Origin of the sequence: Achromobacter sp. 413638 (genome assembly GCF_043119405.1) — a bacterium.
Lineage (GTDB): Bacteria > Pseudomonadota > Gammaproteobacteria > Burkholderiales > Burkholderiaceae_B > Achromobacter.
Map to the genome: position 1 here is coordinate 1 of NZ_JBICCO010000058.1, position 23,359 is coordinate 23,359.

General features: G+C 66.5%; 18 protein-coding genes and 1 other RNA gene. 17 read left to right on the forward strand and 2 right to left on the reverse strand.

Annotated elements, in window-relative coordinates:
• Positions 1 to 1,006: 1,006 nt before the first annotated feature.
• Complete coding sequence (locus ACEU5R_RS21145; RefSeq protein ID WP_199770974.1) at positions 1,007 to 1,372, forward strand: hypothetical protein; 366 nt, start codon at positions 1,007 to 1,009, stop codon at positions 1,370 to 1,372.
• 528 nt (positions 1,373 to 1,900) lie between these two features.
• On the opposite strand, the gene ACEU5R_RS21150 is transcribed toward ACEU5R_RS21145, so the two are convergent.
• Positions 1,901 to 2,179: an SWIB/MDM2 domain-containing protein gene (locus ACEU5R_RS21150; RefSeq protein WP_006217453.1), complete on the reverse strand. Its 279-nt coding sequence runs from the start codon at positions 2,177 to 2,179 to the stop codon at positions 1,901 to 1,903.
• A gap of 148 nt (positions 2,180 to 2,327) precedes the next feature.
• Between ACEU5R_RS21150 and ACEU5R_RS21155 the strand changes: the two genes are divergently transcribed.
• Together ACEU5R_RS21155 and pyrC are read left to right on the forward strand one after the other, a co-directional pair.
• Positions 2,328 to 3,521: a M20 aminoacylase family protein gene (locus ACEU5R_RS21155; protein WP_103272482.1), complete on the forward strand. Its 1,194-nt coding sequence runs from the start codon at positions 2,328 to 2,330 to the stop codon at positions 3,519 to 3,521.
• A gap of 14 nt (positions 3,522 to 3,535) precedes the next feature.
• Positions 3,536 to 4,600: a dihydroorotase gene (gene pyrC, locus ACEU5R_RS21160; protein ID WP_392411513.1), complete on the forward strand. Its 1,065-nt coding sequence runs from the start codon at positions 3,536 to 3,538 to the stop codon at positions 4,598 to 4,600.
• A 93-nt stretch (positions 4,601 to 4,693) separates the two neighbouring features.
• Here pyrC and ACEU5R_RS21165 read toward each other — a convergent pair whose 3' ends face one another.
• Positions 4,694 to 6,523, reverse strand: a complete 1,830-nt coding sequence (locus ACEU5R_RS21165) for an ATP-binding cassette domain-containing protein (protein WP_103272484.1) — start codon at positions 6,521 to 6,523, stop codon at positions 4,694 to 4,696.
• Positions 6,524 to 6,635: 112 nt separating this feature from the next.
• Between ACEU5R_RS21165 and rnpB the strand changes: the two genes are divergently transcribed.
• The 14 genes from rnpB (at position 6,636) to ftsA (ending at position 23,224) form a co-directional block, all read left to right on the forward strand.
• An RNA gene (rnpB, locus tag ACEU5R_RS21170) (RNase P RNA component class A) lies at positions 6,636 to 7,040 on the forward strand.
• A 424-nt stretch (positions 7,041 to 7,464) separates the two neighbouring features.
• Positions 7,465 to 7,893: a division/cell wall cluster transcriptional repressor MraZ gene (mraZ, locus tag ACEU5R_RS21175; RefSeq protein WP_043542651.1), complete on the forward strand. Its 429-nt coding sequence runs from the start codon at positions 7,465 to 7,467 to the stop codon at positions 7,891 to 7,893.
• A 7-nt stretch (positions 7,894 to 7,900) separates the two neighbouring features.
• Positions 7,901 to 8,995 carry a 16S rRNA (cytosine(1402)-N(4))-methyltransferase RsmH gene (gene rsmH, locus ACEU5R_RS21180; RefSeq protein WP_103272485.1) on the forward strand — a complete coding sequence of 365 codons (1,095 nt, stop codon included), beginning with the start codon at positions 7,901 to 7,903 and terminating at the stop codon, positions 8,993 to 8,995.
• Positions 8,995 to 9,279: a cell division protein FtsL gene (gene ftsL, locus ACEU5R_RS21185; protein WP_103272486.1), complete on the forward strand. Its 285-nt coding sequence runs from the start codon at positions 8,995 to 8,997 to the stop codon at positions 9,277 to 9,279. The genes rsmH and ftsL overlap by 1 nt, the downstream gene beginning before the upstream one ends.
• Positions 9,276 to 11,003 carry a penicillin-binding protein 2 gene (locus ACEU5R_RS21190; protein ID WP_103272487.1) on the forward strand — a complete coding sequence of 576 codons (1,728 nt, stop codon included), beginning with the start codon at positions 9,276 to 9,278 and terminating at the stop codon, positions 11,001 to 11,003. The genes ftsL and ACEU5R_RS21190 overlap by 4 nt, the downstream gene beginning before the upstream one ends.
• Positions 11,000 to 13,855 (forward strand): bifunctional UDP-N-acetylmuramoyl-L-alanyl-D-glutamate--2,6-diaminopimelate ligase MurE/UDP-N-acetylmuramoyl-tripeptide--D-alanyl-D-alanine ligase MurF, encoded by a 2,856-nt coding sequence (murF, locus tag ACEU5R_RS21195; RefSeq protein WP_392411514.1) that lies wholly within the window; start codon positions 11,000 to 11,002, stop codon positions 13,853 to 13,855. The genes ACEU5R_RS21190 and murF overlap by 4 nt, the downstream gene beginning before the upstream one ends.
• Positions 13,845 to 15,014: a phospho-N-acetylmuramoyl-pentapeptide-transferase gene (gene mraY / locus ACEU5R_RS21200; protein ID WP_103272489.1), complete on the forward strand. Its 1,170-nt coding sequence runs from the start codon at positions 13,845 to 13,847 to the stop codon at positions 15,012 to 15,014. The genes murF and mraY overlap by 11 nt, the downstream gene beginning before the upstream one ends.
• Positions 15,011 to 16,543 (forward strand): UDP-N-acetylmuramoyl-L-alanine--D-glutamate ligase, encoded by a 1,533-nt coding sequence (murD, locus tag ACEU5R_RS21205; RefSeq protein ID WP_392411515.1) that lies wholly within the window; start codon positions 15,011 to 15,013, stop codon positions 16,541 to 16,543. The genes mraY and murD overlap by 4 nt, the downstream gene beginning before the upstream one ends.
• Positions 16,540 to 17,733 (forward strand): putative lipid II flippase FtsW, encoded by a 1,194-nt coding sequence (gene ftsW, locus ACEU5R_RS21210; RefSeq protein WP_103272491.1) that lies wholly within the window; start codon positions 16,540 to 16,542, stop codon positions 17,731 to 17,733. The genes murD and ftsW overlap by 4 nt, the downstream gene beginning before the upstream one ends.
• Positions 17,730 to 18,806, forward strand: a complete 1,077-nt coding sequence (gene murG, locus ACEU5R_RS21215) for an undecaprenyldiphospho-muramoylpentapeptide beta-N-acetylglucosaminyltransferase (RefSeq protein WP_392411516.1) — start codon at positions 17,730 to 17,732, stop codon at positions 18,804 to 18,806. Before ftsW ends, murG begins: the two co-directional genes overlap by 4 nt.
• On the forward strand, positions 18,803 to 20,209 hold the full coding sequence (gene murC, locus ACEU5R_RS21220; protein WP_103272493.1) for a UDP-N-acetylmuramate--L-alanine ligase: 1,407 nt from the start codon (positions 18,803 to 18,805) through the stop codon (positions 20,207 to 20,209). Before murG ends, murC begins: the two co-directional genes overlap by 4 nt.
• A complete protein-coding gene (locus tag ACEU5R_RS21225; RefSeq protein WP_103272494.1) occupies positions 20,206 to 21,156 on the forward strand; it encodes a D-alanine--D-alanine ligase in 951 nt (316 codons plus the stop codon). The genes murC and ACEU5R_RS21225 overlap by 4 nt, the downstream gene beginning before the upstream one ends.
• A 12-nt stretch (positions 21,157 to 21,168) precedes the next feature.
• Entirely contained in the window at positions 21,169 to 21,993 is an 825-nt protein-coding gene (locus ACEU5R_RS21230) for a cell division protein FtsQ/DivIB (protein ID WP_103272495.1), read from the forward strand.
• 4 nt (positions 21,994 to 21,997) lie between these two features.
• Positions 21,998 to 23,224: a cell division protein FtsA gene (gene ftsA, locus ACEU5R_RS21235; RefSeq protein ID WP_102775405.1), complete on the forward strand. Its 1,227-nt coding sequence runs from the start codon at positions 21,998 to 22,000 to the stop codon at positions 23,222 to 23,224.
• Positions 23,225 to 23,359 lie beyond the last annotated feature (135 nt).

Genomic DNA, 23,359 nt, shown 5'->3' on the forward strand with positions numbered 1-23,359 from the left:
CGCACGCAAATGCTGTGGCTCCTTGAGAGCGGACAGACCAGCGCCGGGCACAGGCCCGCTCCAGCCATGGCTCGCGCAAGACATGAACACAAGAAAGGCCCCGCGGCTCGCGCCGCGGGGCCTTTTACGTTGCATCGCTGCGCGCGAGCCGGGCGCCTGCCATCGCGGCCGCATGCTGGTCGCCTGCTGGTGACCACACGCCCCGTCCGCGAGGCTCTCTGGCGGGAATGCGGGCCGCACCGGTCTATCCGGGATGCGGACGCTACAAGCGCCACGGATTTGCAGAGAGGCTTTAACGCCAGCTACTTCCGCAGGATTGCTGCCCTTGAGCGGGGCAAGGCCTGCTTCTGACTACGGCACGGCATGCCCGGGCTGGCAGCCAGAAACGCGCTGATCCGTTCCACGGCCTGCCGCAAGATGGCAGGAAGTCCTCGCTCAGCCGACGCATCGGCACGCGATCGGCCGCATGCTGCCGTGCATCGTGCCGCTACTCTTCATGCCAATGCCAGCCAAAATGAGCCAGGAGTACGTAGAGACCGATGCGCTTCTAGCTCTGCGGCCGTCACAGCAGCTCGAAAAGCCGCTTCGACCACAGCGCTCGAATAGTCGCTTTTGCCCGCAAGCGGTCGCCCCGCCGATTGCGCGAGCTCTCGCGCCAGCATGTACGCTCTTGAGGGGGGCAGCTCGGAAACGCGCAAAAGAATCGCGTTCCAGGTTCAGAGGCGCCGCTACTTGTGCTCGTCAAGCTGGCTGTCATCGTGACACGACATGCAGCAGTCATGCTTTCCGGGACAACAACAGGCAGGCCAACTCGATTCCCGGTGCCGAGCTTGCATGGCAAGGTACGTTGGCCAGAAGTGCCGAGTGCCTAGTGCAAACGCCTGAGATCGATACGCAATGGCCCGGAAACCCGCGCCAATACTCATTGTGCATAAATAACAACGCCCGTGGATGGGGGGTGTTTGTGCGGTAAGATTGATCGGAATCTATTCGTTGGAGCGTTATCGTGAGTGATACCCAGACCCCCGTGCCCGGTACGAAACTGGACCTGCGCACGCTGACCTACGTGGCCTATGGCCTGTATGCGCTCGGCTTTCTCAGCAGCGGTTTTCTGGGCATTGCCACGCTGGCGTCCGTCGTGCTGATGTATCTGAAACGCGCCGACGTGGCTGGCACGTTCTACGCCGCACACTTCGACTGGTTGCTGCGCACGTTCTGGTGGGCGCTGCTGTGGATGGCGATCAGTGCGCTGGCCGTGTATATCTTCATCGGCTGGATAGGCCTGGCCGCGACGGTGGTCTGGGTCTTGTACCGCCTGATCAAGGGCCTGCTGGCGCTGCTGGAGGGCAACGCGCCGACGCATTACGCCTGATGCGGATTTGAGTCCATCAAATCAAGGCCGGCTATTGCCGGCCTTGTCATTGGCGCCGCACCTGTGGAGCGCTGTGGGGCAGCACGAGCGCTGCGTCGCCTGTCACGGCGTTCCATCACATGGCGAGGCCTGGCACCTACGACGCTGTGCGGGCAGCATGCCCGCACATGAAAGTCTGCATCCATCACGAGTTCAGCATCGCGGATGCTGGCATCACGCGACCGTCGTAGCATCGCTGATTCAAGCACGGCGCCGCCTGCTCGGCATCGACATCGCAAATCTTGAGAGCCACGCGGAGAGTCAATATCGACGCGGGTTTCGAGCTAGTGGGGGTGTATCACGCGATCGGCAATGCCACGGATTTCATCCGTGTTAAACGCGAAAGGTGCTGGCTTGCTTGATTGCCCGTAGGGCTGGGATGCTGCCTGGCGATGAACCGCCGGCGCTGTGTGAGCGATGCGCCCGGACCAAAGCCTGGGCGTCGCAATGGCAAGAGGCAGGGACGTACGCCGTACGCCCTTAGCCTGCTTACTTCAGATGTGCGTTGACCAGCTTGGTCAGTTCGAACATCGTGACCTGATCCTTGCCGAAGATCGGGCGCAGCTTGGCATCGGCGTTGATGTTGCGCTTGTTGCTGGCATCTTGCAGGTTGTGCTTCTTGATGTATTCCCAGATCTTCTTGGTGACCTCGGTACGCGGCACGGCTTCCGAACCGATGACAGCAGCCAGTTCGGCGCTCGGGGTCAGGGGCTTCATGAATGCAGCGTTCGGCTTGCGCGCGGTCGCGGGTTTGGAGGTTGTGGCCATAATGCGGCGCTCCTTCTCTGGCTGTTGGAAAAATTGTCCTGCGGCCGGAGCATAACGTGTCTCTCCCGTAAAGACAAAGGCATTTATCCTCTGTAGCAACTAAAATATACAGACTGGTCCCACCTACCACATCATTGTGTAACCTCCTATGTACGCAAGGTCTCCCCTGGAATCAATTCGGCTTTTTCATGACGAATTGACAGCGCTGCGGCGCGATTTGCACGCCCATCCCGAGCTGGGATTCGAGGAGGTGCGCACCTCGGGCATCGTGGCTGGCGCGCTGGAAGCGTTGGGCATCGAAGTGCATCGTGGCATCGGCAAGACCGGCGTGGTCGGCGTGATTCGCGGCAAGCGCTGCGACAGTGGACGCATGATCGGCTTGCGCGCCGACATGGATGCCTTGCCAATGACTGAAGACAACGAGTTCGGGCACAAGTCCACCAAGCCTGGCCTGATGCACGGTTGCGGCCATGACGGACACACGGCGATCCTGATCGGCGCGGCAAAGTACCTGGCGCAGACGCGCAACTTCGATGGCACCGCCGTGCTGATCTTCCAGCCCGCGGAGGAAGGCCGCGGCGGCGCGCGCGCCATGCTGGAAGACGGCTTGTTCGACACCTTTCCGTGCGATGCGATCTATGCCCTGCACAACTGGCCTGGCCTGAAACCGGGCACGGTGGGTATCAATCCAGGCCCGATGATGGCGGCCGCAGATCGCTTCGAGATCCAGATCACGGGTCGTGGCGGACACGGCGCCCATCCCTATCAGACCATCGATCCCGTCACCATCGCCGGGCAGATCATCACCGCCTTGCAGACGATCGTGTCGCGCAATGTGAATCCGTTGGATTCGGCTGTCGTTTCCATCGGTTCCATGCAGGCCGGCCATCCCGGCGCCATGAGCGTGATTCCGCGCGAGGCGAAGCTGGTTGGCACGGTCCGCACCTTCCGCAAATCAGTGCAGGAAATGGTCGAGACGCGCATGCGCGAATTGGTGACGGCGATCGCGGGCGCCTTCGGCGGCAGCGCCGAGCTCATCTACGAACGTATCTATCCGGCGACCCTGAACACCCCGCAGCACGCCAACCTCGTCGCCGACATCGCGACCGAGATGATCGGCAAGGAAAACGTGGTTCGAGACCTGACGCCTTCCATGGGCTCGGAAGACTTCTCCTTCATGCTGCAGACCAAGCCCGGCGCGTATTTCCGGCTGGGGCAGGGCGGAGCGGATTCCGGCTGCGTGCTGCACAATTCCCATTTTGATTTCAACGATGCCGTCATTCCCTTGGGCAGTGCGATGTTCTGCGCGCTGGCCGAGCGGGGGATGCCCCTGGCGGATTAAGCAAGAAGCGACCCATGTCTACTGCGCAAATCAAGCAACTTACCATCACCCGCCCCGACGACTGGCATCTGCACTTGCGCGACGGCGCGGCACTGGAAGCCGTGGTCGCCGATACGGCGCGACAGTTCGCGCGCGCCATCATCATGCCGAACCTCAAGCCGCCGGTGACCACGACCGAGCAGGCGATCGCCTATCACGGCCGTATCCTGCAGGCCCTGGCCAAGGCGGGCGGCAACGCCGACGCCTTCACGCCGCTGATGACGCTGTATCTGACCGACAACACGTCGGGTGAGGAGATTTTCCGCGCGCATGAATCCGGCCAGGTCTATGCGGTGAAGCTGTATCCCGCCGGTGCGACCACCAACTCCGACGCGGGCGTCACCGATCTGCTGGGTAAATGCGCGAAGGCGCTGGAAGCGCTGGAAAAATGCGGCATGCCCTTGCTGGTGCATGGCGAAGTCACGGACCCGGCCATCGATGTGTTCGATCGCGAGGCGGTGTTCGTCGAGCGCGTGATGAAGCCGTTGCGCCGCGCCTTCCCCGCCTTGAAGGTCGTGTTCGAACACATCACGACCAAGGAAGGCGCCGAGTACGTGCGCGACGCCGAAGGGCCGATCGCCGCCACCATCACGCCGCAGCATCTGCTGTACAACCGCAACGCGATCTTCCAGGGTGGCGTGCGGCCGCATTGGTACTGTCTGCCCATCCTCAAGCGCGAGACGCATCGCCAGGCCCTGGTCGCGGCCGCCACCAGCGGCAGTCCGCGCTTCTTCCTGGGCACGGACAGCGCGCCGCATGCGCGCGGCCTGAAGGAGCATGCCTGCGGTTGCGCTGGGTGCTACACCGCCCTGCATGCGATGGAACTCTACGCGACTGCCTTCGACGCGGCGGGCGCGCTGGACAAGCTGGAAGGCTTCGCCAGCTTCCATGGCCCGGATTTCTACGGGCTGCCGCGCAATACCGGCAAGCTGACGCTGGTCCGCGAAACCTATCAGGTGCCGGACGAAGTGCCTTTCGGCAATACTTCCCTGGTGCCGCTGGCCGCCGGCGAGGCATTGGCCTGGCGCGCTCAGGTCTGAGCGTCGGGCCGGGATGGCCGGCCGAAATGATCCGCGTAGAAAAAAGCCCTGCCTATATATATAAGCAGGGCTTTTTCATGCACCGCGCGGTGGTCAGAGCGCGCTTTCTCGCCGCGCCTCCAGTAGCTCCCAGCGGGCGAATTTCTCTTCCAGTTCGCTCTCCAGCTTGGCCAGTTCGCCGTTGATCCGCTCCACCTCCGCCGGCGCGTCCCGGTAGAGGCTGCCGTCGGCCAGCTTGCCGGCCAGCTCGGCCTGCTGCGCCTCGAGCGCGGCGATGGCGTCGGGCAGGCCTTCCAGTTCGCGCAGTTCCCAGGAGTTCATCTTCGCGGCGCGCGCCGGCTTCGGTTTGGCGGCCTTGGCGCGCGCGGCGGCTTCGTCGAGCGCCGGCTTGGAAGCCTTGTCCGTGTCGGCGGCCGGCGCGGCGGGCGCAGGGCGTTGGACCAGCCATTCATCGTAGCCGCCCACATAGTCACGCCAGCGGCCGTCGCCTTCCGAAGCAATGGTCTGCGTGACGACGTTGTTCAGGAAGGCGCGGTCGTGGCTGACCAGCAGCACGGTGCCCGAGTATTCCTGCAACAGCTCTTCCAATAGTTCCAGCGTTTCGATATCCAGGTCGTTGGTGGGCTCGTCCAGCACCAGCACGTTGGCCGGGCGTGCGAACAGCCGCGCCAGCAGCAGGCGCGCGCGTTCGCCGCCCGACAGGCTGCGCACCGGCGACCCGGCGCGCGCAGGCGAGAACAGGAAGTCGCCCAGATAGCTCATGACGTGCTTGCGCGTGCCGCCGATCTCCACCCACTCGCTGCCCGGGCTGATGATGTCCACCAGCGTCGCGTTCTCGTCGAGCTGGGCGCGCATCTGGTCGAAATAGGCGACCTCGACGTTGGTGCCCATGCGCGTGTTGCCGCTGTCTGGCGTCATCTCGCCCAGGATCAGCTTCAGCAGCGTGGTCTTGCCGGCGCCGTTGGGGCCGATGATGCCGATGCGGTCGCCACGCAGGATGGTGGTCGAGTAGTCGTCCACCACGGTCTTGTCGCCGAAGCGCTTGCCGACGTGTTCGAGTTCGGCGACGAGCTTGCCGGAGCGCTGGCCTTCGGCCAGCGCGAGCGAGACGTTGCCCACGCGCTCGCGGCGCTCGGCGCGTTCGACTCGCAGGCGCTCGAGCCGACGCACGCGGCCTTCGTTGCGGGTGCGGCGGGCCTCCACGCCCTTGCGGATCCACACTTCCTCCTGGGCCAGCAGCTTGTCGAAGCGCGCCTGTTCGAGGCGCTCGGATTCCAGCCATTGGGCCTTGCGCTCCTGCCATTGCGAGAAATTGCCGGGAAAGCTGAGCAGGCGCCCGCGGTCCAGTTCGACGATGCGGGTCGCCACGGCGTCGAGGAAGCGTCGGTCGTGGGTAATGATGACGGCGGCGCCTTTCCAGTTGCGCAGCATGTCTTCCAGCCAGGCGATGCCGTCAAAGTCCAGATGGTTGGTGGGTTCGTCCAGCAGCAGCAGATCTGGTTCGTCGACCAGCGCGCGGGCCAGGGCCACGCGCTTGCGCGTGCCGCCCGACAGGCCGGCGATCTGCGCGTCCGCGGGCAGGCCGAGTTTTTCCAGTACGGCACGCACGCGCGAAGGGCGCTGCCAGTCTTCATGTTCGCCTTCCGTGTTGCAGACCACGTCGAACACGGTGGCGTTCTCGTCCAACTCGGGTTCCTGTTCGACGGTGGTCACGCGCAGGCCCGAGCTGCGAGCGATGTCGCCATCGTCGGGCAGGGTCCGGCCATCGAGCAGCCTGAGCAGCGAGGACTTGCCGGCGCCGTTGCGGCCGATCAGGCCGATGCGTTCGCCGGCCTGGATGGAGAAGTCGGCATGGTCCAGCAGCGGGTGATGGCCGTAGGCCAGCTGGATGTCTGTCAGGGTAATGAGGGTTGCGAGGGCCATGTAGGAATCGTGTCTGCGGCGTCGATGCGGGAATCAGCGCGTATTGTCGCAGGAAGCCTCGGCCCTTGCCTCACGGGGACGGAGTCGCGGGGTGTACTAGAATACGCAGCGCAAGGCGGGCTGGACGATCGCGGTGGATGCGAATCCATCGAGGAAGGTCCGGACTCCACAGGGCAGGGTAGCGGCTAACGGCCGTCCGGCGTCGTCTTAGGGCGATGTCGAGGAATAGGGCCACAGAGACGAGTCTGCGGGGCGGGCGCGGCGACGCGCACAGGTACGGCCATCTCCGTATCGCGCCGTCCGGTAACGGGCGGCGGCATCGCAGGGTGAAACGCGGCAACCTCTACCCGGAGCAACATCAAATAGGCATGCGTGCGGTCTTCGGGCCGCGAAGGGCGGCTCCGTCCAAGCATGCGGGTAGATGGCTACAGCGGCTCAGCAATGATCCGCGCAGAGGAATGATCGTCCGCCGGGGCAACCCGGTGTACAGAATCCGGCCTACAGGCCCGTCTTGCATTGATATCTTCGCGGCGCGGCCTCGCGGGCATGGGCGCCGATTGCGGGTCTGGGCGCCGTGCAGTGCCGCGGGACCTTGGGGTGGGCTGCCGATGCTGTTGGTGGGTAACGGCGTCGGCGAACCTGGCGCGGCAAATTTTTGAAGGCCGCAAGCCCTGCGCGGCGTTCGAAGCCCGCGCCGCCGGGGGCGGGAGCGCTCTGCAAAACAATGCAAAGCCATTGTTAGCCGCCACTTTTCAAGAAGGACTTTTAGATAGTGACGCAACCTCCTGATTTATTGGGAGGTTTTCTTTTTTTATGTTTTACAAGTTGCTCTAAGTCCTTGTTGTGATTGAAAAAATTGCAACCGTGCGCTTGACCCGGTTTGCCCCATACCGTAGAGTGGGAAATAGTAGGAAATTGTGCAATTAAGTGGGGTAAAAGTGGTGTTTCAGGGAAGCAGCGCGCTCACGCTGGATGCCAAGGGGCGGATCTCGATTCCGACCCGGCACCGTGACGCGCTCATGTCGCAGGCCGATGGCCGGCTGACCCTGACTCGCCATCCCGACGGCTGCCTGCTGGTGTATCCGCGTCCCGAGTGGGAAAAGAAGCGCGAGCAGATTGCCGCCTTTCCCATGTCGGCCCGCGCGCTGCAGCGGCTGTTGCTGGGCAACGCACAGGATGTGGAATTGGACGGCTCCGGCCGGGTCCTGATCGCTCCTGAACTGCGCAACGCTTCCGGTATGACGCGCGATGTGATGCTGCTCGGTCTGGGCGCGCACTTCGAGCTGTGGGACGCCGCTACCCTGGCCAGCCGCGAGGCCGAGGACCTGGCCAAGGGTATGCCGGATGTGTTGAACCAGTTTTCGTTCTGAAACAGCTATGGAATTCGAACATCGGCCCGTCCTGCTGGAGCCGACGGTGGACGCGCTTTTGCTGGCCGATTTTGGCGGCAAGGGCGCGTCTCGGTCGCATCCGCAGTCCGGGCCGGATGCCGCCTTGCGGGCGGAGCGCGGCGTCTTCGTGGACGGCACGTTCGGCCGCGGCGGTCACAGCCGCGAACTGCTGAGCCGCCTGGGCCCGCAGGCGCGGCTGGTGGTGTTCGACAAGGATCCCCAGGCGATCGCCGTGGCCACCGCGCTGGCCGCGGAGGATTCCAGGGTGGAAGTGGTGCATGGCGGCTTTGCCACCATGGCCGAAGAATTGCGGCAACGCGGCATCGACAAGGTCGATGGCGTGATGTTGGATCTGGGCGTTTCCTCGCCTCAGATCGACGATGCCGAGCGTGGTTTCTCTTTCATGAGGGACGGCCCGCTCGACATGCGGATGGACACCACCCGTGGTCCCACGGTGGCGGATTGGCTGGCGCAAGCCAGTGTGGATGAGATGCGGGAGGTCATAGCGGATTATGGCGAAGAACGGTTTGCTTTTCAGGTTGCAAAGGCGATTGCTGCTCGCCGCGCAACAAGGCCGCTGCGCACCACGCTCGAACTTGCCGAGTGCGTCGCCAGCGCCGTCCGCACGCGCGAAAAGGGGCAGCATCCGGCCACACGCACCTTTCAGGCTCTACGGATTTACATCAATCGGGAACTCGAAGAGCTCGCTCGCACCCTCGCGTCAGCTCTAGATCTGCTCGCCCCGGGGGGGAGGTTGGCGGTGATCAGCTTTCATTCGCTCGAAGACCGCATGGTCAAGCAATGCATCGCGGCGGCGGCCAGGCCGGCCGCCGCGTATGCACGCCTGCCCCTGCGCGAAAGCGAAATGCCCCAGCCCGTGCTGTATTCCCTTGGCCGCGTCCAGGCCGAGGACGATGAAGTGGCGGTCAATGCCCGCGCCCGTTCCGCCGTGCTGCGCGCGGCCGAACGCAGCGCCACGCCGCTGCCGGCCGAAGGCGGAGCCGCCTTCGTGCATACGGGTTCCTTGCCCGGCAGCGACCTCGCCGTTCCGCGCAAGGGCGGAAAGGGAGGGCGCCGCTGATGGGCCGCGTCAACCTGATCATTGCCGCGTTGCTGATGCTGTCGGCCATTTCACTGGTCACCAGTCGGTATCAGTCGCGCCAGCTCTTCGTCGAGCTGGGCAGGGATCAGGCGCAGGAGCGCGACCTGGAGGTCGGCTGGCGGCGGCTGCAGCTGGAGCGCGCCGAGCTGGCGCGTAACGCGCGCGTGGATGCCATTGCGCGCGATAGCCTCAAGATGATTTCCATCGTGCCGGACCGCACGCTGTACCTGAATCAGGCGCCGGCCACCGGAGGCGCCCAATGAAGCGCGTCCCATTCTTCGACAATCCCGTGCTGCGCGGCCAGTTGCCGACTTGGCGCGCCCGGCTGGTGCTGATCCTGCTGTTCGGCGGTTTCACCGTGCTGGCCGGCCGCGCGCTGTTCCTGCAGGGGCTGTCGACCGAATTCCTGCAGCAGCAGGGCGAGCGCCGCTATGAGCGCACGCTGACGCTGTCCGCAACGCGCGGCAAGATCATGGACCGCAATGGCGCGGTGCTGGCTTCGAGCGTGCCGGCGCGCGCCATCTGGGCCATTCCGGAAGACGTGAAGCAGTCCACGCCGGCGCAGCTCGACGCGCTGGCCAAGCTGCTCGAAATGCCCGCGGCCGATCTGCGGCACCGGGTCGACGAGGACAAGAACTTCGTCTATCTCAAGCGCCAGGTCTCGATGGAGGCGGCCGACAAGATCAAGCAGCTCGGCTTGCCTGGCGTGCATCAACAGCCGGAAACCCGCCGCTATTATCCGGACGGCGACGTGATGGCGCACGTGGTCGGGTTCAACAGCGTCGAGGACCAGGGCCAGGAAGGCGTCGAGCTGACATTCAACCAGCAGCTGTCGGGTCGGCCCGGCAGCCGCCGCGTCATCAAGGACCGCCTGGGTCGCGTCATCGAAGACGTGCAGGCCGTCACCTTGCCGGTGGATGGCCGCGACCTGCGCCTGTCCATCGACACCCGTCTGCAATACCTGGTGTTCAAGGAACTGAAGGACGCCATGGACAAGCACCAGGCCAAGGGCGCGACCGCCGTGGTCCTGGACGTGCATACCGGGGAAATCCTGGCGCTGGCCAATGTGCCGACCTTCGATCCGAACAAGCGCGAGACCTTCCAGGGCGCAAAGCTGCGCAACCAGGCGATTACCGACACGTTCGAGCCCGGCTCCATCATGAAGCCGTTCACCGCCGCGCTGGCGTTGGACCTGGGCCGGATCACGCCCAATACGCTGTTCGAGACCGGCAACGGCCGTTTCGTCTATCAGGGCAGCACCATCAGCGACGTCAGCCGCAACGGCACGCTGGACGTGGCCGGCGTGTTGCGCAAGTCCAGCAACATCGGCATGACCCTGATCTCCGAGAAGTTGGAATCCCGCGAGATGTGGAACCGCTTCACGGAACTGGGCCTGGGGCAGGCCCCGCAGGTCGGCTTTCCCGGCGCGGCGCCCGGACGCCTGCGTCCCTGGGAGCGCTGGCGCCTGATCGAGAAGGCCACCATGGCCTATGGCTACGGCCTGTCCGTGTCGCTGCTGCAGGTGGCGCGCGCCTATACGGTGTTCGCCCGCAACGGTGACATGGTGTCGATGACGCTGGTCAAGCGCGACAGCGATCCCACCAGCGTGCGCATCTACACGCCCAAGACCACCGCGCTGGTGCGCGGCATGCTGGAAGCCGCCGCCGGCCCCGAGGGCACCAAGGCCGCGCAAGTGCGCGGCTACCGCGTGGCGGGCAAGAGCGGCACGGCGCGCAAGATCGTCGACGGCAAGTACAGCATGCAGCGCTACCGCAGTTCCTATGTCGGTTTCGCGCCGGTGTCCGATCCCAAGATCGTCGTGGCCGTGTCCATCGATGAGCCGACGGTCGGCGGCTATTACGGCGGCGCTATCGCCGCGCCTGTGTTCTCCCGCATTGTCGGCGGGAGTCTGCAGCTTATGGGGGTGCGTCCCGACGCGCCCTTCGAATCCACGATTGTTGCTGGTTTGAAGGAGCCAGGCAGATGAACGCCAAAGGCTTCCAGTCAAATTCCCAAGCCGCCACGGTTGAACAGACCGTGGCGTGGTTGCATGAGCGCGTGTCGCTGACCGCGCATCTCAAGCTGGACTCGCGCGAGATCGAGCCGGGCGATGTGTTCGTCGCCTGCGCCGGCCTGTCCAGCGACGGACGTCTCTATATAGAAAGGGCCGTGGCGCAGGGCGCCCGCGCGGTGCTGTGCGAAGCGCCCGTGGACGACGCCATGCTGGCGCAGGCCGGCCAGGTCCCGTTGCTGCAGGTCACTGGCTTGCGCGGCCTGTTGGGCGGGCTGGGCGATACCTGGTACGACCGTCCGTCGGCCGAGCTTGCCGTGGTCGCCGTCACCGGCACCAACGGCAAGACCTCTTCGGTCCAATGGATCGCGCACGCGCTGAGTCGCAATGACAAGGCCTGCGGCACCATCGGCACGCTGGGGGCGGTGTTGCCCGACGGTCAGACACTGGGTGGCAGCCTGACCACGCCCGACGTGCTGACGGTGCATCGCCTGCTGGCCGCCATGCGCGACGCCGGCGCCAAGGCAGTGGCCATGGAGGCCTCCTCCATCGGCATCGAGCAAGGCCGCATGGACGGCGTGCGCGTTGCATTGGCCGCGTTCACCAATCTGACCCGCGATCACCTCGACTACCACGGCACCATGGAGCGCTACGAGGCCGCCAAGGCCCGCCTGTTCCATTGGCCTGAACTGGGCGGCGCCGTGATCAACGCCGATGACGAGGCCGGCCGACGCCTGTTGGCCGCCTTGCCGCAGGCCCTGGCCGCCACCGGCTACAGCCTGAGCGATGACGCCACCGTGCCCGCGACGATGCGCGCGCGCGACCTGCAGGCGACGGCGCAGGGGCAGATCTTCACGCTGGTCTCGCCGCACGGCGAGGCGCAGATCGTCACGCGCCTGCTGGGCGCGCACAACGTTTCCAACCTTCTGCTGGTTGCCGGCGTGCTCTATCGCCTGGGCCTGCCGTTCGCGCAGATCGCGCGCGAACTGGCCGCCACCGATCCGGTCGATGGCCGGCTGCAGACCGTGGAACCCCTTGCCGTTCAGGCCGCGGGCGCTCGCGGCCCGCTGGTGGTGGTGGACTATGCCCACACGCCTGACGCGCTGGCGCGCGCGCTCGCCGCGCTGCGGCCAGTGGCGAACGCCCGCTCGGGCCGGCTGGTCTGCCTGTTCGGCTGCGGCGGCGATCGCGATCCGGGCAAGCGTCCCGTCATGGGCGGCATCGCGGCGGAACTGGCTGACAGCGTGGTGGTGTCCAGCGACAATCCGCGCCACGAAGTGCCCGAGGACATCGTCCGGCAGATCATGGCCGGTGTGCCCGCTTCGGCGGATGCCGTGGAGCAGGTCGACCGCGCCCGCGCCATCATGCAGACCGTCTGGGCCTGCGCGCCGGAAGACGTGCTGCTGCTGGCAGGCAAGGGTCATGAAACCTATCAGGACAGTGGCGGGGAGAAACTGCCGTTCGACGACCGCGAGTGGGCGCGCCTGGCGCTGCTGCTGCCGCAGGTCGCTACGGTCTCCACCGATACCCGCCGCATCGGCGCCGGCGAACTCTTCGTGGCCCTGGCCGGCGAGAGGTTCGACGCCCACGATTATCTGGACCAGGCCGAGGCGCGCGGCGCCTGCGCCGCGGTGGTGGCGCATCCGGTCGCGGGCGTGAAGCTGCCGCAGCTGGTGCTGGGCGACACGCGCGTGGCCCTGATGCGCATCGGCGCCGCCTGGCGCGCCCGCTACTCGCTGCCGGTGGTGGCGGTGACGGGCAGCAATGGCAAGACCACGACCAAGGAAATGATCTCGTCCGTGCTGGCCGCATGGAAGGGCGAGGCCAACCGGCTGGCGACCGCCGGCAACCTGAACAACGACATCGGCGTTCCGCTGACGCTGCTGCGCCTGCGCGCCACGCATCGCGCCGCGGTGTTCGAGCTGGGCATGAATCATCCGGGCGAGATCGCCCAGCTGGCCGCCATCGCCGCGCCTTCGGTCGCTCTGGTGACCAATGCGCAGCGCGAGCACCAGGAATTCATGCACACCGTCGAGGCGGTGGCCCATGAGAACGGCGCGGCGATCGCCGCCTTGCCGGACAACGGCGTGGCCGTCTATCCGGGCGACGAGCCCTATTCCCCCATCTGGGATGCGCTGGCGGGCTCGCGCCGCACGCTGCGCTTCGGCCTGCAGCCGGGCCTGGACGTCTACGCAGAGCAGATTCTGGCGGAAGTGTCCTCCACCCGCTGCAAGGTAGTGACGCCGGTGGGCACGGCCGACCTGGTGTTGCCAGTGGCCGGCCTGCATAACCTGCGCAACGCGCTGGCGGCGATCGCCGCTTCCGTCGCCGCGGGCGCGCCGCTGGAAGCGGCGATCCGCGCGCTGGCCGGCTTCAGCCCCGTTGCGGGCCGCATGCAGCACAAGGTCATGAGCGACGGAACGCTGCTCATCGACGATTCCTACAACGCCAATCCTGACTCGGTGCGTGTGGCCATCGACGTGTTGGCGCGCATCGCGGGCGCTCGTGTGCTGGTGCTGGGCGACATGGGCGAAGTCGGAGACAACGGTCCCGCCATGCATGTCGAGGTGGGCAATTACGCGCGCGAGCAGGGGCTCGACGCGCTCATTACGCTGGGCGAAGCCAGCCGTGCGGCAGCCGCCGCTTTCGGCGAAGGCGCGCACGCCTGCGCATCGGTAGACGAAGTGGTTGCCGCCTTGCGCGGTTTGCGGCCGTCCTGCGTATTGATCAAAGGTTCGCGCTTTATGCGCATGGAGCGGGTAGTGACGGCTTTTTCCACCAACGACGGACAGACGGCCCAGGCGCCGGGAGACAACCATGCTGCTTGAGCTGGCCCGTCTGCTTTCCGATGATGTGCGCGCCCTGGGCGTGTTCGAATACATCACGCTGCGCGCCGTGCTGGCGTGCGCCACCGCCCTGCTGATCGGGTTGGTCGCCGGCCCGCGCGTGATCCGCAAGCTGACCGAGATGAAGATCGGCCAGGCCGTCCGTTCGTACGGTCCCGAGTCCCACCTGGTCAAGACCGGCACCCCCACCATGGGTGGCGTGCTGATCCTGATTTCCATCGCCATCAGCACTCTGCTGTGGGCGGACTGGACCAACCGCTTCGTCTGGGTGGTGCTGCTGGTGACGTTCGGCTTCGGCTGGATCGGCTGGATGGATGATTACCGCAAGGTCGTCTACCGCGATCCCGAAGGCATGCCCGCGCGGCAGAAGTTCTTCTGGCAGGCCACCATCGGACTGGTGGCCGCCGTGTACCTGGCTTTCGCGGTGTCCGCGCCGGCCAACGCCGATCTGTGGCCCTTGTTCAAGGCCTGGGTGGGCAGCGGTTTCACCATGTCCCTGCCAACCCGCGCCGACCTGATCGTGCCGTTCTTCAAGACGGTCAGCTACCCGCTGGGCGTGCTGGGCTTCGTGGCGCTGACCTGGGCCGTGATCGTGGGCACCAGCAACGCCGTCAACCTGACCGACGGCCTGGACGGCCTGGCGATCATGCCCACCGTGATGGTGGGCAGCGCGCTGGGCATCTTCGCCTACGTGGTCGGCCGCGTCGACTATTCGAAGTACCTGCTGTTTCCGTATATCCCCGGCGCTTCCGAACTGATGGTGCTGTGCGCGGCGATCGGGGGCGCGGGACTCGCATTTTTGTGGTTCAACGCGTATCCGGCGCAGGTGTTCATGGGCGACGTGGGCGCGCTGGCGCTGGGCGGCGCGCTGGGCACCATCGCGGTCATCGTGCGCCAGGAGATCGTGCTGTTCATCATGGGCGGCGTCTTCGTCGTCGAAACGCTGTCGGTGATGATCCAGGTGACCTGGTTCAAGTACACCAAGCGACGTTATGGAACAGGTAGACGCATATTCCGCATGGCTCCGCTGCATCATCACTTCGAAGTGGGCGGCTGGAAGGAAACCCAGGTGGTGGTGCGCTTCTGGATCATCAGCATGATGCTGGTGCTGATTGGCCTTTCGACATTGAAGTTGCGATGAATACGATGGAATCCTCCCGCGCTGACGCGCCGCTCGTCCTGATCCTCGGATTGGGCGAGTCGGGTGTCGCCGCCGCACGCTGGTGCGCCCGTCAGGGCGCCCGCTTGCGCGTGGCCGACACGCGCGCCGAGCCGGGCGGACTCGCCGCCCTGCGCGACGCGCTGGCGCAAAGCGAGGTGGAGTTCCGACTGGGTTGCGACACGTCCTTCGATGTGGCGATGCTCGACGGCGTGTCGCAGGTCGTGATCAGCCCGGGCCTGGCGCCCGGACAGCAACCGGCCAAGGCGCTGCTGGACGAGGCCGCCACGCGCGGCATCGAGGTCGTGGGCGAAATCGAATTGTTCGCCCGCGCGCTGGCCGAGCTGGCCGAATCGCGCGATTACCGCCCGCGCCTGCTGGCCGTGACCGGCACCAATGGCAAGACCACCGTGACCGCGCTGACGCGCGAACTGATCGATGCCAGCGGCATGTCGGTGCTGGCCGCCGGCAATATCAGCCCTGCCGCGCTGACCGCGCTGATGGGCGCGCTCGATGCCGATGCGCTGCCGCAGGTGTGGGTGCTGGAGCTGTCCAGCTTCCAGCTCGAAACCACGCACAGCCTGCAGGCCGACGCCGCCGTGGTGCTTAACGTGACCCAGGATCACCTGGACTGGCATGGCGGAATGCAGGCCTACGCCGATGCCAAGGCGCGCCTCTTGAAGATGGCGCGCGTCAAGATCGTCAACCGCGATGATCCGCTGACCGTGGCCATGGTTGCCAAGCTGGAGGCGCTGGATGTGCGCAGCTTCGGTCGTGAACTGCCGGAGCGGGTCGGCGACATGGGCCTGGAACCGGGCCAGGGCATGGCCTGGCTGGTGGCCGCCGAGCCCAACGATTTCGATGAACCGGCGCCGCCCGTGCGCCGCAAGAAGGATGCGCCGGAACCCGTGCGCCCGAACGGCCGCATGAGCCGCCTGATGCCGGTGGACGCCCTGCGCATCCGCGGCACGCACAATGCACTGAACGCGCTGGCCGCCATGCAGCTGGCGCGCTGCCTGGACCTGGGCTGGGGCGCCATGCTGCGCGCCTTGCGCGACTATGCTGGCGAGCCGCATCGCGCGGCCTTCGTGCGCACCGTCGGCGATGTCGACTACATCAACGACAGCAAGGGCACCAACGTCGGCGCGACCGTGGCCGCGCTGGAAGGCATGGGCCAGCAGGTCGTGCTGATCGCGGGCGGACAAGGCAAGGGCCAGGACTTCTCGCCCTTGATCCCGGTGGTGTCGCGCCATGCGCGCGCCGTGGTGTTGATCGGACAGGACGGCCCGGAGATCGGTCGCGTGCTGGCCGAGACCGGCGTCGAACTCGTGTCCGCCACCTCGATGCGCGAAGCCGTGCGCCATGCCGCCGGACTGGCCAAGCCCGGCGACGCCGTGCTGCTGTCGCCGGCCTGCGCCAGCCTGGACATGTTTCGCAACTATCCGCATCGCGGCCAGGTCTTCGTGGAAGAGGTCGACGAGCTCGCCCGTGACAACGGAGAGGTCGCATGAGCCTGTTCGCCGAACTCACCGCCAGCGTCAACGCCGTACGGCCCGGCCGTACGCGCATGCGCAACTTCGACCTGCCGTTGGTGATCGCGGCGTCGACCTTGCTGCTGCTTGGCCTGTTGATGGTGTATTCGGCGTCGATCGCGCTGGCCGACGGCCCGCGCTATGCGTCCTACGGCCGCTATTACTTCGTCATCCGCCACGGCGCGTTCATCAGCGCCGGCTTGCTGGCCGCCGCGGTGACGCTGACCATTCCCATCCGCGTCTGGCAGCGCCTGGCGGTGCCGCTGTTCGTGCTGGCCATGATTCTGTTGGTGGCGGTGCTGATCCCAGGCATCGGCCGCGAGGTCAACGGCGCCCACCGCTGGATTCCGCTGGGTCCGCTGAACTTCCAGCCGTCCGAGCTGATGAAGCTGGCCGCGCTGCTCTACGCCGCCGATTACACCGTGCGCAAGCAGGAGCACATGCAGGCCTTCGCCCGAGGCTTCCTGCCCATGGCCTTCGCGCTGGCTGGCGTGGGCATGCTGCTGCTGCTCGAGCCCGACCTGGGCGCATTCATGGTGATCGTGGCCATCGCCATCGGCATCCTGTTCCTGGGTGGCATCAACGGCAAGTATTTCAGCAGCCTGCTGGGCGTGCTGGTCAGCACCTTCCTGATGCTGATCTGGCTGTCGCCTTGGCGCCGCGCGCGCCTGTTCGCCTATCTGGACCCCTGGAACGAAGATAACGCCTACGGCAGCGCCTATCAGCTGTCGCATTCGCTGATCGCGCTGGGTCGCGGCGAGTGGCTCGGCGTGGGCCTGGGCGCCAGCGTCGAGAAGCTGCACTACCTGCCCGAAGCCCACACCGACTTCCTGATGGCGGTGGTGGGCGAAGAACTCGGCTTCGCTGGCGTCATGCTGGTGATCTCGCTGTTCGCCATCATCGTCTATCGCGGCTTCGACATCGGCCGCCAGGCCATCGCCATGGAACGCACGTTCGCCGGCCTGGTCGCGCATGGCGTGGCCATGTGGTTCGGCGTGCAGGCCTTCATCAACATGGGCGTGTGCCTGGGCCTGCTGCCCACCAAGGGCCTGACGCTGCCGCTGATGAGCTATGGCGGCTCGGGCGTGGTCATGAACCTGTGCGCGCTCGCCATGCTGATACGCGTGGACGTGGAAAACCGCGTCATGATGCGCGGGGGACGGGTATGACGAACGCCCGGACCATCCTCATCATGGCCGGTGGCACCGGCGGCCACATCATGCCCGGCCTGGCCGTGGCTGATGTGCTGCGCCAACGCGGCTGGCGCGTGCTGTGGCTGGGCAATCCCGACAAGATGGAAGGCCGGCTGGTGCCGCCTCGCGGCATCGAGCTGGTGCCGCTGCGTTTTGCCGGCGTGCGCGGCAAGGGCGCGGCGGCCTTGCTCAAGCTGCCGTTCCTGCTGCTGCGCGCCTTCGCCCAGGCCTGGGGACGGCTGTCCGCCGTCAAGCCGGACGTGGTGCTGGGCATGGGCGGCTACGTGGCCTTTCCCGGCGGCGTGATCGCCGCGCTGCGGGGCACGCCGCTGGTCGTGCACGAGCAGAACGCCGTGGCCGGCACGGCCAACAAATGGTTGGCCCGGATGTCGCGCCGAGTGCTCAGCGGTTTCCCTGGCGTGTTGCCCAAGGGCGAAGCGCTGGGCAATCCGGTGCGCGCCGACCTGTGCGCGCTGCCCGATCCGGCGCAACGCTATGGCGCGCGCGCCGGCGCATTGCGCCTGCTGGTCGTGGGCGGCAGCCTGGGCGCGCAGGCGCTGAACACCACCGTGCCGCAGGCGCTGGCCCGCATGCCGGCGGATCGCCGTCCGACGGTCATCCATCAGGCCGGCGAACAGCATCTGCCCGCGTTGCAGCAGGCCTACGCCCAGGCGGGCGTGCAGGCCGACTGCCGCGCGTTCATCGAGGACATGGCCGGCGCGCTGGGCGATGCCGACCTGCTCATCTGCCGCGCGGGCGCCATGACGGTGTCCGAGGTGGCGGCGGCGGGCGTGGCTGCGCTGTTCGTGCCGTTCCCGCATGCCATCGATGATCATCAAACCGCCAACGCGCGCTTCCTGAGCGACGCGCAGGCCGCCTGGCTGCAGCCGCAGCCCGCCTTGACGCCCGAGTGGCTGGCGGACTGGCTGGCCGTGCGCACCCGACAAGAACTGCAAGCCGTCGCCGAACGGGCCCGCGCGCATGCGCGCCCCGAAGCCGCGGCTCATATCGCCGACGTCTGTGAACAAGCAGCGGGGCGTTCATCATGAAACACAGAATTCGACACATCCATTTCGTAGGCATCGGCGGTTCGGGCATGAGCGGCATCGCCGAGGTGCTGCTCAACCTGGGCTACGCCATCAGCGGTTCCGATCTCAATGAGTCGGCCGTCACGCGTCGCCTTGCGGGCCTGGGCGTGAAGATCGCGATTGGCCACGCGGCCAGCAACGTGGCCGGCGCCGGCGCCATCGTCACGTCCACCGCGGTGGCCGGCGACAACCCCGAAGTGATCGCGGCACGCGCCGCCCGCATTCCGGTGGTGCCGCGCGCCATCATGCTGGCCGAGCTGATGCGCCTGAAGCGCGGCATCGCCGTGGCCGGAACGCACGGCAAGACCACCACCACCAGCCTGGTGGCCAGCGTGCTGGCCGCCGGCGGGCTGGACCCGACCTTCGTGATCGGCGGCCGCCTGAATTCCGCCGGCGCCAATGCGCGCCTGGGGCAGGGCGACTACATCGTGGTCGAGGCCGATGAATCCGACGCGTCCTTCCTGAACCTGCTGCCGGTGATGGCCATCGTGACCAACATCGACGCGGATCACATGGACACCTACGGGCACGATGTGGCGCGCCTGAAGAGCGCCTTCATCGAGTTCACGCAACGCCTGCCGTTCTACGGCAGCGCCGTGCTGTGCGTGGATGACGCCAACGTGCGCGAGATCATGCCCTTCGTGTCGCGTCCCATCACCACCTACGGCCTGAACCCGGAAGCCCTGGTGCGCGGCTACGAGGTCCAGGCCGACGGCACGCGCATGCGCTTCAACGTGCAGCGCACGTATATGGACACGCTGCTGCCGCCGCTGCAGGTGGAACTGAACCTGCCTGGCCTGCACAACGTGCGCAACGCGCTGGCCGCGATCGCCGTAGCCACCGAATTGGGCGTGACCGATGAGGCCATCTGCGAAGCGCTGGCCGCCTTCAAGGGCGTGGGCCGTCGCTTCACCCAGACAGGCGAATTCGCCGTGCCGGCCGCGCATGGCGGCGGCACCTTCACTGTCATCGACGACTACGGCCACCATCCGGTGGAAATGGCCGCCACGCTGGCCGCCGCGCGCGGCGCCTGGCCCGACCGCCGCATCGTGCTGGCGTTCCAGCCGCATCGCTACACGCGCACCCGCGACTGCTTCGAGGATTTCGTGCGCGTGCTGGGAACGGCCGACGCCGTGCTGCTCACCGAGGTGTACGCCGCGGGCGAGCCGCCGCTGGTGGCCGCCGACGGCCGAGCCCTGTCGCGCGCGCTGCGGGTGGCGGGCAAGGTCGAACCGGTGTTCGTGGAAGACGTGGCGGAACTGCCGCAGGCGGTCCTGGATTTCGTGCGGGACGGCGACGTGGTGATCGTGATGGGCGCGGGGTCGATCAGCAAGGTCCCGGCCCAAGTGGGAGAACTGGCATGAGCGCGCAATTCGGCAAGGTGGGTGTGCTGTATGGCGGCCGTTCCGCAGAGCGGGACGTGTCGCTGATGTCGGGCGCGGGCGTGCAGCAGGCGCTGAGCTCGGCCGGCGTTGACGCGCACCTGTTCGACACCGGAGAGCGCAGCCTGGCCGACCTGGCCGCGCAGGGCTTTGACCGCGTGTTCATCGCGCTGCACGGTCGCTATGGCGAGGACGGCTCGATCCAGGGCGCCCTGGAACTGCTGGGCATTCCCTATACGGGCAGCGGCCCTCTGGCCTCGGCGCTGGCCATGGACAAGACCATGACCAAGCGCGTATGGCTGCAGCACGGCCTGCCCACGCCGGCCTTCGAGGTGCTGGACGCCGACACCGAGCTGCGTCTGGTGCCCGACCGCCTGAGCCTGCCGCTGATCATCAAGCCGCCGCATGAGGGCTCGACCGTGGGCATCACCAAGGTTGCCGGCTACTCCGACATGAAGGGCGCCTACGAGGCGGCGGCGAAGTTCGACGCCGAGGTGCTGGCTGAACAGTTCATCACCGGCCGCGAGTTGACGGTGGCCCTGCTGGGCGCAGGCAAGACCGCGCGCGCGCTGCCAGTGATCGAGATCGCCGCGCCCGGCGGCAATTACGACTACGAACACAAGTATTTCTCCGACGACACGCAGTACTTCTGCCCGGCCGACCTGCCGGCGGACGTGGCGGCGCAGGTCGCGGACATCGCCGTGCGCGCCTATCGCGCGCTGGGCTGCGAGGGCTGGGGGCGCGCCGATTTCATGCTGGACCGCGCCAATCAGCCCTGGTTGCTGGAAATGAACACTTCGCCCGGCATGACGAGCCATTCGCTCGTGCCGATGGCGGCCAAGGCCGTGGGGATGAGCTATGCCGATCTCTGCGTGTCGATTCTCGCTGGCGCTGCGTGCAAGATGCGCAGCCCCGCCCGTAACGCCTGACCTGGATTTTCCGTGTGGAACGACGCCCGAACTACCAACCTGATCGCCAACACGCTTGCCGTGCTGGCGGTCGGCGCCATGCTCCTGGCGGGCGTGGCGTGGGTGGCGCAGCGTCCGTACTTCACGCTGTCAGCCATCGAACTGGAGCCGATGCCGGACAGCGAGCTGCACTATGTCTCGCCGGGCGCGGTGCGCGCGGCGATCGCGGGTCGCTTCAAGGGCAACTTCTTCACCGTGGACCTGGACGACGCCCGCTCGGTCTTCGAGTCGGTGCCCTGGGTGCGGCATGCCACCGTGCGGCGCATCTGGCCGAACGTGCTGCGCGTGCGCATCGAGGAACAGCAGCCGCTGGCGCTGTGGAACGAGAACCAGATGATCAACACCTGGGGCGAGGCGTTCACGGCCAATACGGGCGAGGTGGACGACGAAACCGTGTTGCCGCAGTTCTCCGGACCCGAAGGCACCGAGTCGCTGGTGGTGCAGCGCTATGCCGAGCTGGCGCGCTGGTTCGCGCCGCTGGACATGCACGTCAAGCAACTCGAACTGAGTCCCCGCTACGCCTGGCGCGTCGTGCTGTCCAACGGCATGTTGCTGGACCTGGGCCGGGATCCGGGCGCCGACGCGCCGGATCCGCACGGCCTGCCGGGCGCGTTGCCGTTCGCGGCGCGCATTCAACGTTTTGTGCAGGCGTGGCCCGCCGTGGCCGGACGCCTGGAAGGGCGCACCATCACCCAGGCCGACCTGCGCTATCCCAATGGTTTCGCACTGGCGCTGGCCCCGTTGCCGCCGTCGGAAACCAAGTCCAAATCCATACCGAAACCTCCCAAGAAACGCTAACGCCATGACCCGTGACATCAAGGACCTTATCGTCGCCCTCGATATCGGCACCAGCAAGGTGGTGGCTGTGGTGGCTGAAATCCTGCCTGAAGGGCGGTTCGAAGTGCTGGGCCTAGGCCAGCATGAATCGCGCGGCATGCGCAAGGGCGTGGTCGTCAATATCGAGACCACCGTGAACTCCATCCAGCGCGCGCTTGAAGAAGCCGAGCTGATGGCCGATTGCAAGATCCGCGACGTCTATACCGGCATCGCCGGCAGCCATATCCGCAGCTTCAATTCCAGCGGCATGGTCGCCGTCAAGGACAAGGAAGTCACCGCCACCGACGTCGCCCGCGTCATCGAGACCGCCAAGGCGGTGAACATCCCGACCGACCAGCAGGTGCTGCATGTGCTGACGCAGGAGTTCATCGTCGACGGCCAGGAAGACATCCGCGAGCCCATCGGCATGAGCGGCTTGCGCCTGGAAGTGCGCGTGCACATCGTGACCGGCGCCGTCAGCGCCGCGCAGAACATCGTCAAGTGCGTGCGCCGTTGCGGGCTGGAAGTGCAGGACCTGATCCTGCAGCCGCTGGCTTCCAGCCTGGCCGTGCTGACTGCCGACGAAAAGGAACTGGGCGTGGTGCTGGTCGACATCGGTGGCGGCACCACCGACGTGGCGATCTTCACCGGCGGCGCGATCCGCCACACCGCCGTGCTGCCGATCGCTGGCGACCAGATCACCAACGACATCGCGGCCATGCTGCGCACGCCCACGCCCGATGCCGAGGAAATCAAGCTGCGCTACGGCGTGGCCAAGCAGGTGCTGGCGAGCCCGGACGAGTCCGTGGAAGTGCCGGGCCTGGGCGATCGCGGTCCGCGCCAGGTTAAGCGTCAGGCGCTGGGCGCCGTGATCGAGCCGCGCGTCGAAGAGCTGTTCACGCTGGTGCAGCAGGTGGTGCGCGATTCCGGCTACGAAGACCTGCTGGCGTCCGGCGTGGTGCTGACCGGCGGTTCCGCGCAGCTGCCCGGCATGGTCGAACTGGCCGAGGATGTGTTCCTGAAGCCGGTGCGCGTGGCGGTGCCCGAATACGAAGGCAGCCTGGCCGACGTGATGCGCAATCCGCGCTTCTCGACTGTGATGGGGCTGCTGCAAGAGGCGCGCATGCAGCGCGTGCGCGGCCGCAAGGTTGCCGCGCAGACCGGCAACTTCAAGAGCCTGCTGGCGCGCATGAAGGAGTGGTTCATGAATTGAGGGGGCAGGGCAGGGGCCTGTTCCTTGGCGCGCGCCGCAGCAGTCGGGCGGGGCGGGCCAGAAGGGGAGGCGCTTCAAACCCGTTGCGGATCCTGAGATCGGCTTCGGCTTTGAGGCGATTCACAAAAAATAGGT